The organism is Streptosporangium sp. NPDC000095 (assembly GCF_042899335.1).
In the GTDB taxonomy this organism is placed as follows: domain Bacteria; phylum Actinomycetota; class Actinomycetes; order Streptosporangiales; family Streptosporangiaceae; genus Streptosporangium.
The window spans coordinates 327,414-342,316 of record NZ_JBIAZS010000002.1; the positions used below are offsets into that span (position 1 = coordinate 327,414).

The 14,903-nt window shown below is 70.2% G+C and carries 13 protein-coding genes; 5 read left to right on the plus strand and 8 right to left on the minus strand.

The annotated features are described in order from the left end of the window. Window positions 1-15: 15 nt before the first annotated feature. Complete coding sequence (locus ACFY3V_RS06890) at window positions 16-972, plus strand: WYL domain-containing protein (RefSeq protein ID WP_362896840.1); 957 nt, start codon at window positions 16-18, stop codon at window positions 970-972. 10 nt (window positions 973-982) lie between these two features. Here the strand turns inward: ACFY3V_RS06890 and hemL are convergent, their stop codons facing one another. The 7 genes from hemL to ACFY3V_RS06925 all read right to left on the minus strand — a co-directional run bounded on the left by hemL (window position 983) and on the right by ACFY3V_RS06925 (window position 9,062). Then, window positions 983-2,278: a glutamate-1-semialdehyde 2,1-aminomutase gene (gene hemL, locus ACFY3V_RS06895; protein WP_362896841.1), complete on the minus strand. Its 1,296-nt coding sequence runs from the start codon at window positions 2,276-2,278 to the stop codon at window positions 983-985. Between the two features lie 43 nt (window positions 2,279-2,321). Beyond that, window positions 2,322-2,963, minus strand: coding sequence for a bifunctional DNA primase/polymerase (locus tag ACFY3V_RS06900; RefSeq protein ID WP_350942598.1), 642 nt, complete (start codon window positions 2,961-2,963; stop codon window positions 2,322-2,324). 192 nt (window positions 2,964-3,155) lie between these two features. After that, on the minus strand, window positions 3,156-4,142 hold the full coding sequence (gene hemB, locus ACFY3V_RS06905) for a porphobilinogen synthase (protein ID WP_362896842.1): 987 nt from the start codon (window positions 4,140-4,142) through the stop codon (window positions 3,156-3,158). Between the two features lie 229 nt (window positions 4,143-4,371). After that, window positions 4,372-5,952 (minus strand): uroporphyrinogen-III synthase, encoded by a 1,581-nt coding sequence (locus ACFY3V_RS06910; RefSeq protein ID WP_362896843.1) that lies wholly within the window; start codon window positions 5,950-5,952, stop codon window positions 4,372-4,374. Beyond that, complete coding sequence (gene hemC / locus ACFY3V_RS06915; protein ID WP_389770790.1) at window positions 5,949-6,821, minus strand: hydroxymethylbilane synthase; 873 nt, start codon at window positions 6,819-6,821, stop codon at window positions 5,949-5,951. Before hemC ends, ACFY3V_RS06910 begins: the two co-directional genes overlap by 4 nt. 44 nt (window positions 6,822-6,865) lie before the next feature. After that, window positions 6,866-8,206 (minus strand): glutamyl-tRNA reductase, encoded by a 1,341-nt coding sequence (locus tag ACFY3V_RS06920; protein WP_362896845.1) that lies wholly within the window; start codon window positions 8,204-8,206, stop codon window positions 6,866-6,868. Between the two features lie 148 nt (window positions 8,207-8,354). Then, complete coding sequence (locus tag ACFY3V_RS06925; RefSeq protein WP_350942591.1) at window positions 8,355-9,062, minus strand: redox-sensing transcriptional repressor Rex; 708 nt, start codon at window positions 9,060-9,062, stop codon at window positions 8,355-8,357. Between the two features lie 360 nt (window positions 9,063-9,422). Between ACFY3V_RS06925 and ACFY3V_RS06930 the strand changes: the two genes are divergently transcribed. Continuing rightward, the gene (locus ACFY3V_RS06930; RefSeq protein WP_350942589.1) at window positions 9,423-9,671 is read left to right on the plus strand and encodes a glutaredoxin family protein; all 249 of its coding nucleotides are present in this window, start codon (window positions 9,423-9,425) and stop codon (window positions 9,669-9,671) included. 241 nt (window positions 9,672-9,912) lie between these two features. Here the strand turns inward: ACFY3V_RS06930 and ACFY3V_RS06935 are convergent, their stop codons facing one another. After that, window positions 9,913-11,790: a hypothetical protein gene (locus tag ACFY3V_RS06935; protein ID WP_389770796.1), complete on the minus strand. Its 1,878-nt coding sequence runs from the start codon at window positions 11,788-11,790 to the stop codon at window positions 9,913-9,915. A 202-nt stretch (window positions 11,791-11,992) separates the two neighbouring features. On the opposite strand from ACFY3V_RS06935, the gene ACFY3V_RS06940 reads away from it, so the two are divergent. From ACFY3V_RS06940 to ACFY3V_RS06950, 3 genes are all read left to right on the plus strand, one after another. Beyond that, complete coding sequence (locus ACFY3V_RS06940; RefSeq protein ID WP_362896847.1) at window positions 11,993-12,637, plus strand: sigma-70 family RNA polymerase sigma factor; 645 nt, start codon at window positions 11,993-11,995, stop codon at window positions 12,635-12,637. A 247-nt stretch (window positions 12,638-12,884) separates the two neighbouring features. Beyond that, window positions 12,885-13,472, plus strand: a complete 588-nt coding sequence (locus ACFY3V_RS06945) for a DUF5667 domain-containing protein (RefSeq protein ID WP_389770800.1) — start codon at window positions 12,885-12,887, stop codon at window positions 13,470-13,472. Window positions 13,473-14,065: 593 nt separating this feature from the next. Beyond that, the gene (locus tag ACFY3V_RS06950; protein WP_350943544.1) at window positions 14,066-14,863 is read left to right on the plus strand and encodes an HAD-IB family hydrolase; all 798 of its coding nucleotides are present in this window, start codon (window positions 14,066-14,068) and stop codon (window positions 14,861-14,863) included. Window positions 14,864-14,903: the final 40 nt, after the last annotated feature.

The window sequence follows — 14,903 nt, forward strand, 5'->3', positions numbered from 1 at the left end:
GCCACAATGAAAGACATGTTGGAGACCTCGGCCCGCCTGCTCCGCCTGCTCTCACTGCTGCAGAGTCCACGGGACTGGACCGGCCCGCAGCTCGCCGAACGACTCAAAGTAACCACCCGCACCGTGCGCAACGACGTCGAGCGACTACGCGAGCTGGGCTATCCCGTACACGCGACTCCAGGCGCGGCGGGTGGCTACCGGCTCGGAGCCGGCGCCGCCCTCCCTCCGCTACTGCTCGACGACGAGGAGGCGATCGCCGTCGCGGTGGGCCTGCGCACCGCCGCCGGGGGCACGGTAGCCGGAATCGAGGAGACGTCGCTGCGCGCCCTCGCCAAGCTGGAACAGGTCCTGCCCTCCCGATTACGACACCGCGTGGACGCCCTGCAGACCGCCGTGGTGGCCGTCCAAAGCGGCGGCCCCACCGTGGACGCCGAGGTGCTCAGCATCCTGGCGGGAGCGTGCCGCGACCGTGAGAGCCTGCGGTTCGACTACACCGGCCACGACAACGCGGTGACGCGGCGGCTGACCGAGCCGTACCGGCTGGTCCACATGAGCCGCCGCTGGTATCTCGTCGCCTGGGACGTCGAGCGGCGCGACTGGCGCACGTTCCGCGCCGACCGGATCCGGCCGCGCACCCCGACCGGTCCGCGCTTCGCCCCCAGGGAGCCGCCCGGCGGCGACGTCGTCGCCCACGTACAACGTGGTGTGGGGGCGGCACTGTGGCGGCACCGGGCACGGGTGCGGCTGCACGCCCCGGCCGAGGCCGTCGCCGAACGGCTACCGCCCTCCGTGCTGCTGGAGGCCGTCGACGAGAACACGTGCGTGATCGAGGCCGGGGCCGACACCCTCCAGATGCTCACCCTCTATCTGGGCATGCTCGACGTGGACTTCGACGTCCTCGACTCCCCGGAGTTCGCCGCCCACCTCGACACTCTGATCGACCGGTACAGCCGAGCGACACGCGACCTGTAACCAGAACGGCTCAGACGGCCTGCGCCGCGGCCTTAGCGGCAGCGGGAAGCGCCTCAGCAATACGGGAAAGAGCCTCATCATCATGAGCGGAGGACAAGAACCACGCCTCGTACGCCGAAGGAGGCAGGTAGACGCCCTGTTCCAGCATCGAGTGGAAGAACGCCCGGTAGGCGGCGGTGTCCTGCTTCTGAGCGATGTCGAAATCCGTGACCCGCTCGTCGGTGAAGAAGATGGAGAACAGGCTCCCGGCCCGCTGCAGGCGGTGCGGCACCCCGGCCGCCGAGAGGGCGTCGGCGGCGGCGCGGCCGATGACCAGAGCGGCGGCGTCGACCTGGTCGTAGACCCCCTCGTCGCAGGCGCGCAGGGTGGCGAGGCCGGCGACGCAGGCGAGCGGGTTTCCCGACAGGGTGCCCGCCTGGTAGACCGGCCCTTCGGGGGCCAGGTGCGCCATCACGTCCGCGCGCCCGCCGAACGCGGCGGCGGGCAGCCCTCCGCCCATGACCTTGCCGAAGGTCATGAGATCGGCCTCGACCGGGTCGAGCCCGTACCAGCCGGACTCCGACACCCGGAACCCGGTGAGCACCTCGTCGACGATGAGCAGGGCGCCATGCGCGGTGCACAGCTCGCGCAGCGTGGCGTTGAACCCGTCGAGCGGCGGGACGACGCCCATGTTGGCCGGGCACGCCTCGGTGATCACACACGCGATCTCGGCGCCGAAGGTCTGGAACGCCTCGGTGACCGCCTCGACCGAGTTGTACGGCAGCACCACGGTGTCGGCAGCAGAAGCACCGGTCACCCCCGGAGTATCGGGCAAACCGAAGGTCACCACGCCGGAGCCTGCCGAGGCGAGAAGGGCATCTACATGACCGTGGTAGCAACCCGCGAACTTCACGATCTTGGACCGGCCGGTGAACCCCCGGGCCAGCCGCACCGCGGACATGGTGGCCTCGGTACCGGAGCTGACCAGGCGGACCTTCTCCACCGGCTCGACGCGGGCGACGATCTCCTCGGCGAGCTCGACCTCACCGGGCGTCGCCGTACCGAACGAGGTGCCGTCGCGCAGCGCCTCCTGAAGGGCCTCGATCACGGCGGGGTGCCGGTGGCCGAGGATCATCGGCCCCCACGAGCAGACCAGGTCGACGTAGCGGTTGCCGTCGACGTCGACGATGTAGGGCCCCTGCCCCGAGGTCATGAAGCGCGGTGTCCCGCCGACGGCGCCGAAGGCTCGGACCGGGGAGTTGACGCCTCCGGGGACGATCTCACGTGCGCGGGCGAACAGGGCCTCGGAGTTCTCAGTACGGCTCACGCCCTCCAGGGTAGTAGTCACCGAAGGACCCCCGGAAAAAGCGTCACTCGCAGGTGTCGGCGAGCCAGTCGAGGACGCGCAGCGGGTCGGGCAGCGGGCGTCCGTCGGGCGGGCGCAGCCACGAGCCGGACCCACCGGTCGGCAGGAGCGAGGGCGGGGCGAGGACGTAGCTGTCTCGGCAGTGCCAGCGCAGGCCGGGCATCTCCTCGATGGTGGAGGGCCCGAAGTCCAGAGCGCAGGTCCACCACTCGTCCTCGTCGTCGGAGGCGTTCCTGGTGGCCACATAGAACAGGGCCCGGTCGCCGTTGACGGCGACCGGGCCCGAGGCGACTCCGGCGGAGTCCATGTTCGCGAGGGTGGTGCGCCCCGCGGCGAGCGGTACGTCGAAGACGTCGAACACCCGTCCCGTGGGGAGGATCACGTTCGCCTCCGGCTCGTACCGCCACCAGTTGGTGAGCAGGGCCGGGTCGGTGGTGGCCTGCATCTGCCAGGCCCGCGAGAGCGGATGTGCCCCCGGGTCGGGACAGCCGATCCTGTCGCAGGAACAGGAGCGCGAACCGCCCTTCAGCGGCTTCGCGCCGGGACAGCTCGCCCAGCCCAGGGCGGCGTACTCCAGCACAAAGTTGATCATCTGCTTCGGATGGCCATGCCGCCTACTTCGACGAACCATCGGTACCCCGACCATCGTGTCCTCCGTCGTCCGCGCATCCCGCGTGCACCCCGGATGCGGTCGACCTGTCCACACTTTGGTCAGTGGGAACGTCGAATATCCAGGGTTTACGCCACCTGGGACACATCCGCACCGGTTATCGCACTCTAACGCACCCGCATCTCCATCAAGCGGCGAACCTCCAGTTCTCGGCACGCGCCGCCGGTCTCACCTCAGCTTCCCCGCCACCTCGGTGGCCCAGTAGGTGAGGATCATGTCGGCCCCCGCCCTGCGGATCGCGACCAGCGACTCCATGATCACCCGGTCCCGGTCGACCCAGCCGTTCGCCGCCGCGGCCTCGACCATCGCGTACTCACCGCTGACCTGGTACGCCGCCACCGGCACGTCCACGGCGTCGCGCACCTGGCGCAGGATGTCGAGGTAGGCCAGCGCGGGCTTCACCATCACGGCGTCGGCGCCTTCGTCGAGGTCCAGTCTCACCTCGCGCAGCGCCTCACCGACCGGTCCCGCCGCGTCCTGCTGGTAGGCGTTGCGGTCACCGAACTGAGGAGCGCACTCGGCCGCCTCGCGGAACGGGCCGTAGAACGCCGAGGCGTACTTCGCCGAGTACGCCAGGATCGGGACCTGCTCGAAGCCGTCGCCGTCCAGGGCCGCCCTGATCGCCGCGACCTGGCCGTCCATCATGCCGCTCGGCGCGATGACCTGCGATCCGGCCCGCGCCTGGGCCACCGCGGCGGACGCGTAGCGCTCCAGGGTGGCGTCGTTGTCGACCTCACCCTCGGGGGTCAGAATGCCGCAGTGCCCGTGGTCGGTGAACTCGTCCAGGCAGGTGTCGGTCATCACGACCAGCGCGTCGCCCACGTCGGCGACCAGGTCGGCGACGGCGCGCTGGACGATTCCCTCCGGGTCGTCGGCCGCCGAGCCCCGGCCGTCCTTCACCTCGGGGATGCCGAACAGGATCAGCCCGCCGACCCCGGCCTCGGCGGCCTCGTGGGCGGCCTTGCGCAGCGAGTCACGGGTGTGCTGGAACACCCCGGGCATCGAGCCGATCGGATTCGGCTCGGTGATGCCCTCCTTCACGAACATCGGCAGCACGAGCTCCGCCGGGTGCAGCCGGGTCCCGGCCACCATCCGGCGCATCGACGCCGTACGACGGAGCCTGCGCGGACGCGCGACAGGGAACTGAGCCGTCATGGTGCTTCCCCTCCCCCCGGCCGGTAACGGAATCGCGGGCCGGAGGATCTCGGTTGTGTGTTCCTGACTCACCACTCGACGCGGCACCGATCATGCCGCCGACCACAACGCCGATCATGAAACCGATCGCGTTGTCACCGCAACGCCGATCACGGCCCGCGACGCTCGCCGGGGGCCGTCGAACGCGGCCGGCCCGCCCGTCGTGCGCGGGCGGCGACCACTTTCAAGGTTACTTCGCGCGGCGCCGGGCTCCCCGCCGGGTCTGCGAGGGCCTGCGAGGGGTGTCCCCCGCCATGACCGCGGCCTGCCGCTGCTTGGCACCATACTCGGCGAGCGCCGCCGCGAGGGCGGAAGCCGAAGGTTTGTCGGCCATGACGTCGACGCGGAGCCCGAACTCCTCGGCGGTTTTGGCGGTCTGCGGGCCGATCACGGCGATGACCGTGACGTTGTGCGGCTTGCCCGCGATGCCCACGAGGTTGCGGACGGTGCTCGACGAGGTGAACAGCACCGCGTCGAACCCGCCGCCCTTGATGGACTCACGGGTCGGGGCGGGCGGCGGCGCGGCACGGACGGTCCGGTAGGCGGTCACGTCGTCGCACTCCCAGCCGAGCTCGGTGAGGCCCGCCACGAGCGTCTCGGTCGCGATGTCGGCGCGGGGCAGCAGCACCCGGTTGATCGGGTCGAGCATCGAGTCGTACGGCGGCCACTCGGCGAGCAGGCCCTCCGACGACTGCTCGCCGGTCGGCGTCAGATCCGGTTTGACGCCGAAGCTCACCAGCGCCCGCGCGGTGCTCTCGCCCACGGCCGCGACCTTGAGCCCGGCGAACGCGCGGGCGTCCAGGCCGTACTCCTCGAACTTCTCACGCACGGCCTTGACCGCGTTCGCGCTGGTGAACGCCACCCACTCGTAGCGTCCGGTGACCAGGCCCTTGATCGCGCGGTCCATCTGCTGCGGGGTGCGTGGCGGCTCGACGGAGATCGTGGGGACCTCCTCGGGCACCGCGCCGTACGACTGCAGCTGCTCGACCAGGCCGGCCGACTGCTCCTTGGTCCTGGGGACGAGCACCCGCCAGCCGAACAGCGGCTTGGTCTCGAACCACGACAGCCGGTCGCGCATGCCGACGGCCTCGCCGACCACGATCAGCGCGGGCTCGGCCATCCCGGCGTGCTTGAGATCGGGCGCGAGCCTGCCCAGCGTGGTCACCACGGTGTGCTGCTCGGTCGTGGTGCCCGCGCTGCTCACCGCCACGGGCGTCGAGTCGGGGCGGCCCGCCGCGATCAGCGCCTTTCCGATCGAAACGGCCTCGGCCACGCCGTTGTAGATCACCAGAGTGCTCGATCCGGTGGCGTACGCGGCCCAGTCGTCGATCTGGGTCGCGTCCACGACCCGGAACTCGGGCACCGAGACCGCGGCGGGGATCCCCGCGTAGGTGAGCACCGCCGTCGCCGGCGGCACACCGGGCACGATCTCGAACTCCACGTCCGCCTTGGCGCAGGCCGCGACCTCCTCGGTGATCGAGGAGAAGAACATCGGATCGCCCGCGCACAGCCGTACGACGCAGCTCCCGCCCTTGGCCGCCTTGACGACCTTCAGCGAGACGGCGCCGTCCTCGGCCGCGTCGACGACATCGACGCCCTCACGGCAGTGACGCAACAGCGGGCCGTACGCCTCCCGGTCGAGAATGACGACGTCCGCCTTGGAAAGCAGGTCGGCGCCGCGCAGCGTGAGCAGGCCCTCATCACCGGGGCCGGCCCCGACGAAGGCGACGAACCCGGACGGGCGCTCGAAGGTGGTACTTCCGGAGCTCAATGTGCTCGCTCCCCTATCAACGTGCCGGCCCCTTCCGCGATCATCTCGGCCGCGAGGTCGCGACCGAGATCCATGGGCGTGGAAGAGCTTCCGGCGGTGGACTTGCGCACCGCTCGCCTGCCGTCGACGGCGACGACAGCGGCGGTCAGGATCAGATCGTGCCCGTTCTCGGCCGCGTACGCGCCCACCGGGGCGGCGCACCCCGCCTCCAGGGCGTTGAGCACCGCGCGCTCGGCGGTGACCGCCGCGCGGGTGCGCGCGTCGTCGAGCACGCTCAGCAACTCGACCAGGTCGGCCCGGTCGGAGCGGCACTCCACGGCCAGCGCCCCCTGCCCGGGGGCGGGCAGCATCTCCTCGACCTCGAAGATCTGGGAGATCTCGGCATCGCGGCCCAGCCGGCCGAGCCCGGCGGCGGCGAGCACGACGCCCTGCAGCTCGCCGGAGGTCACCTTGCCGATGCGGGTGTCGGCGTTACCGCGGATGGGCACGTAATCAAGATCAGGACGAATCACCCGAAGCTGGGCGATCCGCCGCGGTGATCCCGTGCCGATCGCCGCGCCGGGCGGCAGGTCGGCCAGTTTGGCGACGCTCACCAGGGCGTCCCTGTGGTCGTCGCGCGGCGGGATCGCCGCGATGACCACGCGCGGGTCGGGCGTGGTGGGCAGGTCCTTCAGGGAGTGCACCGCGAAGTCGATCGCACCCTCGATCAGCTTGTCGCGCAGCGCGCTGACGAAGACCCCGGTACCGCCGAGCTGCGTGAGGTCGGACTTGGTCACATCGCCGAAGGTGGTGACACCGACCAGCTCGACGGCCGCGCCGGTCAGCTCGGTGAGGCGGGCGGCGACCAGGCCGGACTGCGTCGTCGCCATGACGCTCCGCCTCGTCCCCAGCCGGAGCGGAGAGGAAACGCTGCTCACAGGTCTGCCTCCTTCTTGCTCGGCTCGGTGTTCCTACCCGGCTCGGCATCGATCGTCTCGACGCGCCTCACCGCTTCTGGCACCTTCGGGTCAAGATTGAACAGCTCCCGCAGCGCCTCCGCGTAATGATCACCCGCCGGGGACTCCGCCAGCTGCTTGACACGCACGGTGGGCTCGTGGAGCAACTTGTCGACCACGCGCCTCACGGTCTGCCCGACCTCGTCCCTCACGCGCCCCTCAAGGTCGGGCACCCGCGCGACGAGCCGTCCGAGCTCCGCCTCGACCACCTGGGCCGCCTTGCTCCGCAGCGCCACCACGGTCGGCGTGACGCGCGCGGCGCGCTCGGCCGACAGGTAGGCGGTGACCTCCTCGGCGACGATCTCGCGCACGGCGACGACCGCCTCGGCGCGACCGCCGTCGTCGGTGCCGGCGTCGGCCTCACCCTCCTGCATGGACTCCAGGTCGACCAGCGTCACACCGGGCAGCCGCCGTACGGCGGGATCGATGTCGTGCGGCAGGGCCAGGTCCAGCAGGAACGTCTCACGGGGAGCCACCATGTCGGCCGTGATGACCACGTCGGTGGCGCCGGTGCAGGAGATGACCAGGTCGGCCTCCGCCAGCTCGGCCGCCAGGTCGCCGAATCCGGCGGCCCTGCCGCCGACCGTCCGCGCCAGCCGCACCGCGCGGTCGTGGGTCCGGTTCACCACCACGATGTCGGTGACGCCCACCCGCTGCAGGGTCGCGGCCGACAGGGCGCTCATCGAGCCCGCGCCGACCACCAGGGCCCGCTTCCCCGTCAGGGGACCGAGAGCGCGCTCGGCGAGGGTGAGCCCCACCCCGACGAGGGAGGCGCCCGCCCGGTCGATGCCGGTCTCGGTGTGGGAGCGCTTGCCCACCCGCAGTGACTGCTGGACGAGCTCGTTGAGCGTGGGGCCGAGCGTGCCCTCCTGCTGGGCGAGCCTGAGCGCCGAACGCACCTGGCCGAGGATCTGTCCCTCTCCCACGACCATCGAGTCGAGGCCGGAACCGACGGAGAACAGGTGCTCGACGGCACGGTCCTCGTAGTGCACGTAGAGGTGGGAGGCCAGCTGCTCCATGGGGACGCCGGAGTGGGTGCTGAGCAACCCGGAGATCGAGGTCACCGCGGCGTGGAACCGGTCGACCTCGACGTAGACCTCGACCCTGTTGCAGGTCGAGACGACCATGGCCTCAGCGACGTGGGCGTCCTGCTGGACGTCCTGGAGCAGCTTCACCAGCGAGTCACCGGAGACGGAGACCCGCTCCAGCAGGGCCACCGGTGCCGTCCGGTGGCTCAGGCCGACGACGAGAACGCTCATCGGCCCCCACCGGCCTTCCGGGAGAGGACGTGATCCGCTCTCCGGCTCGTCCCGCCGGTATACGTCGCGGTCAACACGCCCGTCGTGCTCATGCTCGTCCGGAGGAGCCGGGAGATGACGTGCCCGCCGACCCGTGTGCCGTGCCTCTTCACAAGTCCACCGCCTCGGGCCACTCCTCGGCCATCACGGGCCCCCCAGTCATCCGATCCGCCTTGCGTTGCTCGTGGAACGCCAGGATCTGGAGTTCAATCGATAGGTCGACTTTACGGATATCCACGCCTTCTGGCACGGAAAGGACGACAGGGGCGAAGTTCAGGATGCTGGTGACCCCCATGGCGATGACCCGGTCGGCCACCTGCTGGGCCGCCGTGGCCGGAGTCGCAAGCACCACGATCGACACTCCCCGCCGTGTTATCACGGCTTCCAGCTCGTCGATGTGCTCCACATTCAATCCCGCGATGTGGTCGCCCACCACCTCGGGGTCCGCGTCGAGCAGCGCCGCGACCCTGAACCCGCGGGAGACGAACCCGCCGTAATTGGCGAGCGCACGCCCGAGGTTACCCACTCCGACGATGGCGACGGCCCAGTCCTGGGTGAGGCCCAGCTCGCGGGAGATCTGGTAGATGAGATATTCGACGTCGTAACCGACCCCGCGGGTGCCGTACGACCCCAGGTGGGAGAGATCCTTGCGCAGCTTGGCCGAGTTGACGCCCGCCGCGACGGCGAGGTCCTCCGAGCTCACGGTCGCCAGGCCACGCTCGGCCATGCCGTTCAGCGCTCGCAGATAGAGCGGCAGCCGGGCGACGGTCGCCTCGGGGATGCCGCGGTCGCGGGCTTGGGACAGACGGCGGATCACGTGCCGGAGCTCCAGGGGGACAGGCGGCCGGCGCGGCCCGGACGCGACGGATGACGAGGTGAAACCACTGTCATTCAGGTTAGTCCTTTTGTGAACCGATGCACAAAGTGAGTGTTCACAATCTTGGCCGCACCCCCCGCCGGTCCTCTCCCCGCCCCCTCGTCAGGCCTCGAACCTGTGCGTCTTCACCCGCTCGTCAGGCCCGGACCTGTGCGTCTTCGCCCGCTCGCCAGGTCCAGGACCCGCGCCTCCCACGGGCACGCGCCCCCGTTCCGCCGGGCCTTTCCCCGCCCCGGCCCGGATCTTCACCGCTCGCCACGAGAGTCGGCGCGGCGCCGCGATTCGGCTACCGTGACGGTCATGTCACCGCGAGACCATCGCATCACCCTGCTCGGCAAACCCGGTTGCCACCTGTGCGACGACGCACGGGCGGTGATCGAGCGGGTCGCCACCGAACTCGGTGTCCCGTGGGAGGAGCGCGACATCACGGCCTCCGCCGAGGATGAGGCCCGCTACTGGGAGATGATCCCGGTCACCCTCGTCGACGGGGTGCAGCACGACTTCTGGCGCGTCGACGAGAGCCGTCTCCGCGCCGCCCTCGGCGCCTGAGGGCCTCGGCATCTGAGGACAAGGACGCTCTTCGTCCCTGAACGGCGCCGCTCGTCCCCAAGGTCGTTTCCCGCGTCTCCCGCGATGCGCGACACAACCGCAGCGCCCCGGCGGGTGGGCGGCCGACGTGGTCGCCCCCGGCCGTCGCCGGAAAAACGTGATCACCCCGGCCCGGTGGAGGGTCGGCCCGATCACCACCAGTCGGACGCCCGCCGGCCGACCCCACACGGCCGGCCCGCGCTCACGACCTGAAGGCCATCGGAAGCGGCATCACCTTCGCGGCGTTCACAGTGAGTTCGATCACATTGGTGGCGAGCACCATCGTCTGACGCTCGGTGACGAAACGTTGCGTGTGGGACTGGCGCTGGTGGTCGGCGTAGGCGACCTCGTCACGGTAGAGCTCGTAGACGATGCGCTGAAGGGGCGCCGACTTCACCGAGTGACAGGTGTAGACGAGCGTGTCCGGCTCGGAGCGGCGTACCGAATCGACGGTCTCCTCGGCGAGCCGGTCGAACCTCTCGCCCGTGCCGTCGAGCAGCGTGAAGACGGTGAGCAGGCCGAAGATGCTCGGTGATGGACGGTTCGAGCCGCCCGGCAGGTCACCGGCGCCCCCCGGCATTCCCGGACCGCCTGGATAGAGGGCGCCGGTCGAGGGAGCGGCGCCGCCGAACGGCTGCTCGTAGCCGGGGGAGCCCTCCCGGTCATATCCCCTGGACCCTCCGCGTCCCCGCTCGGAGCCCGGGGAGGGCGCGCCGCCGAAAGCCTGGTCGGCGGGCATGGGCTGGAGGCTGCCCTGCCTGCCGGCGCCCGGCACGCCCGGCACGCCGAACTCCCCGGTGCCGGGACCCGCGGACCTGCCGAACTCCCCCGTACCTCCGGGGCTGCCGAACTCCCCGGTGCCCCCGGGCCTGCCGAACTCCCCCGTGCCCCCGGGCCTGCCGAACTCCCCGGTGCCAGGGCCCGCGGACCTGCCGGGTCCCGGGGCACCGTGCCTGCCGAACTCATGGGCGGGGATGTTGTACTCCCCTGTCGCGGGACCGGGGCTCGACATGCCGAACTGACCGGTCACCGGCGGCGGTGACTGCCTTCCGGGATCACCGCCGCGCCTGCCCGGGTCGGCGGCGGGCGGCTGGTCGGCGGGCGGCATTCCGTACTCGCCCGCCATGAACATCCCCGTGGCCGGACCACCGAACCTGTCATCGCCCTGGGAGGGCTGCTGCCGCATGCGCGCAGCGTAGTCGACGTCCTGCTCGCCCGCCCGATACTCGGCCACAAGGTCGCCGAGACCGGAGCGGCGCGGCGTCTCCTCGGCCAGAGTCCGGGCGGGAGGGGTCTCCGGGGTCACGCGGCGGCCGGCGACCTGCACGTCACGGGGCTGGTACTCGGGGCGACGGGGCGCAGGGCGGTCCTCCCACTCGTCGCCCTCCTCCTCCTCGTCGTCGTCCTCGTAGGGCGCGAGCGGGCGCAGCACGACGTACCAGACCGCGGCGGCGGTGACGAAGAGCAGAAGCGCGGTGAACATCCCGGGCACCGCGAAGCTGACGGCACCGACGAGGGCGAGGCCGGTGGGAGCGAGCACCAGGAGCGCGTGCATGTTGTCGGCGTCGTAGTCGTCACCGCCGCGCCAGCGGACGACCGCGAAGACCAGCCCGCCCAGCAGCACGAGCGCGACGATCACATGGACGGCGAGGAGCAGGGAGGCCGGGGGCAGGCCCCAGTGGCGACCACCCAGCGGGAGGGCCTTGGTGAAGTCCTTCTCCTGCAGGACGGGGTCGACCGCGAGGATCACCGTGGCGATGACGGTGAGGGCGATCCCCAGGAGCCAGGAGGAGAATCTGACCGCACTCTTACGGGCCAGTAACTGGATGACCCCGACGATCAGCCACAGGGGCGCCAGCATGGATCCGGTCAGTTGATAAATCCGGAACGTGCCCGTCCCAAACCCGATCAAATAGCCGGTGGCGATTACTCCCAGTGAGACGGCGAGAGACGCCGTCGTGATGCTCCAGGCGATCAGCCAGCCCTTGGGCTCACTGCGGAGACGGCTGATGAGAGCGCCGGTGGCGATGGCTGCGAGCAATGCACCGGCGAAGGCGATGACAGCGACGAGGACTTCCATGGTGTCTCCAATGCTGCCGGACATTACCCCCCAACCGGTAGCCGAACCCTGAGTCGGCTCCCGGAGCCGGTCCGAAACGACCGACCCAACACCGTATACGGCGGTTACCCCCAGTCACGACATTCCAAAGTGGATTGTGGAATTACTAGATGATTTCTAGAGTGAGCGAGCACGCCGTACCCCCTCCCCTCAGGGATACCGGATGCCTGAAACGTGGCCGCTCGCCGGGCACCTCCCTACGACGACCGGGGTAACCCGACCCGTCCGCAGCAGCGACCTCACCGTGCGTGAGGATGCCTCCGAAGAACTCCGGAGGCTCGTTTTGCGTGCCAAGACCGGAGACTCGGATGCTTTTGGCACGCTCTATGATCGTTACCTCACCCTGGTGTACCGCTACATCTACTTCCGGGTCGGCTCACATCCGCTGGCCGAGGATCTCACGAGCGAGACCTTTCTCCGCGCGCTCCGCAGGATCACGGACTTCACCTGGCAGGGGCGTGATTTCGGCGCCTGGCTCGTGACCATCGCGAGAAACCTGATCACCGATCACTTCAAGTCCGGCAGATACCGTCTTGAGGTCACGACGGCCGAAGTGATCGACACCCCGCTCGACGGCCCGCACATCCCGGAGAACGCCGTCGTCACCGCGATGATCAGCGACCGGGTGCTCACCGCCGTCCGCGATCTCGGCCCCGAGCAGCAGGAGTGCGTGGTGCTGCGCTTCCTGCACGGCATGTCACTGGCGGAGACCGCGCTCATCATGGGCAAGAAGAGCGGCGCCATCAAGGCACTCCAGTTCCGCGCGATCCGCGCCCTGGCCCGCGCGCTGCCCCCGGACCTCAGCTGACACCTGCACGCCGACGCCGCCCCCGGTCGGCTCCAGCCCTCCGGTACGGCCGCCATGCCGGGGACGAGGTTCCCATGCCGATACGGCGCAGCGCGTAACCTGCCATGCCGAGTCGTCGTTAGGCAAGTGACACCGATGGATCATGAGCTGGGGGCGGCAGGGAGCGTTCATGGGGAAGTGGCTGCCTGGATTCTCACGGAGGTCGCAGGCACGCATCCAAAACCGTGTTTCACGGCTGGGAGCCCGCATGACGGCCGGCCCCCGGCCCGAGTTCAACGCCAGGCTCCGTGAGCAGCTCACCCGCCCCCCTCAGGCAGAGGACACCCCCGAGCGGCGCCCGACGGGCCCCCGCCACTCCCGGCGGAGATCCCGTGCGGGACTTTTCCCGCAACTGCTCAGCACCGCCCTGGTGGTCGCGATGGTCGCGTCCGTGATGGGGACCTACCGGTCGATGCCCGGTGACACCTTCTATCCGCTCAAACGCGCCGCCGAGAACACACTGTTCCACCTGAGCAGCGACGACGCCGAGCGGGCCGACCGCTCCTTCGGCTACGCCGAGACCCGCGCCCGTGAGGTCAAGGAGCTCCTGGGCTCCGGCGAGGGCGAGAAGGTGATCGGGGAGACCCTTCAGGCCATGGAGGACACCACCCGCTCCGCGGTGACCTCCCTGCGGCAGATACGGCGCCGCGACTCCACGCGCGCCAGGGAGCTCAAGCGCTTCGTCCAGAAACAGCGCACCCAGATCACCGGGATGATCCCCAAGATGGGCGCGGAGAACCAGCGCAAGGCCCACGTCTATCTCAACTACATCGAGGGCCTCGCCCCACCCGAATAGCGGCTCCCCGAAAGAACGGCCCCTTCCCACGTGGACGGCTGATCAAAAGAACCGGGTGATCGTCCCTTTCCGGGCGTTCCCGGCCGCGTTACCCTCTCCAGAGATCCCACCCGCCGGGCTCACGCGATGCCGCACGACCGTCATACGACCGTCATACGACTCCAAGGCGCCATATCCGGCCGACACATCCAGTGTTCACGCCGAAGGTGAAGCGGTCCCTCTCGCAGGATGGGACAGGAGGCGCCGATTCGCCGCCACGACGGATCGTCACCTGGTACGTTGCCTGAGTCGGGTACCGCCGGGCGGGCGGGAGCGGGGTTCATGAACCCGAAAGCCTGTGGAGACCCTGGTAAGACCACCTCGGTGGCTCGGGTCGGTGAAGCAGGAAGCCACAGGGGTGTCGCGAGAGCGGCACTGGCCGAGTCTTTGGCATCAATGCCGAAGAGCGCGTCAACGATCTCACCACTCTGTCGCGGTTAAGCTGAGTGGCTATGAGGCGGCTACTACGACGGCGGGACCAGGCGGGAACAGCCGGTCGGGCGACGGTGGGGGAGATCGCGGCCGGCGAGGTCGCGGCCGCGGCCGCCGTCGCGATGCCGATGGCCGAGCCCGACCCGGTGTCCGCGGCCTTCTTCGACGTCGACAACACCATGATGCGCGGCGCCTCCATCTACCACTTCGCCCGCGGTCTCGCCTCCCGGGGCCTGTTCACCAGCAGGGATCTGTTCAGGTTCGCGCTCGGCCAGTTGATCTTCCGGGTCCGCGGCGACGAGAACCCCGCGCACATCGAGGAGGCCAGGGAGACCGCGCTCGCGTTCGTGGCGGGCAACAAGGTCGAGGAGATCGTCCGGCTCGGTGAGGAGATCTACGACGAGGTGATGGCCGACCGTATCTGGGCGGGCACCCGCGCCATCGCGCAGGCGCACCTCGACGCCGGCCAGCGGGTCTGGCTGGTCACCGCGACCCCGGTGGAACTGGCCCGTGTGATCGCCCAGCGTCTCGGGCTGACCGGCGCGCTCGGCACCGTCGCGGAGACCGAGAACGGCGTCTACACCGGCCGCCTCGTCGGTGACCTGCTTCACGGCCCCGCCAAGGCGGAGGCCGTGCGGGCCCTGGCCCGCAGGGAGGGTCTCGACCTGTCCCGCTGTTCCGCCTACAGCGACTCGGCCAACGACCTGCCCCTGCTCTCCCTGGTCGGCCACGCCACCGCGATCAACCCCGATGCCGAGCTGCGCGAGTTCGCCCGGCAGAACAGCTGGGACATCAAGGACTTCCGTACGGGACGCAAGGCGACCATGGTCGGCCTGCCCATCGCGGCGGGCGCGGGTGCCCTCGCGGGCGGTATCGCCGCCGCCGTCGCCCTGCGCCGCCTCTACCGCTCCGGCCGCTGAGGGCTGTTTCTCCCTTCGTGGTACAGCCGCGGTGCCGTGA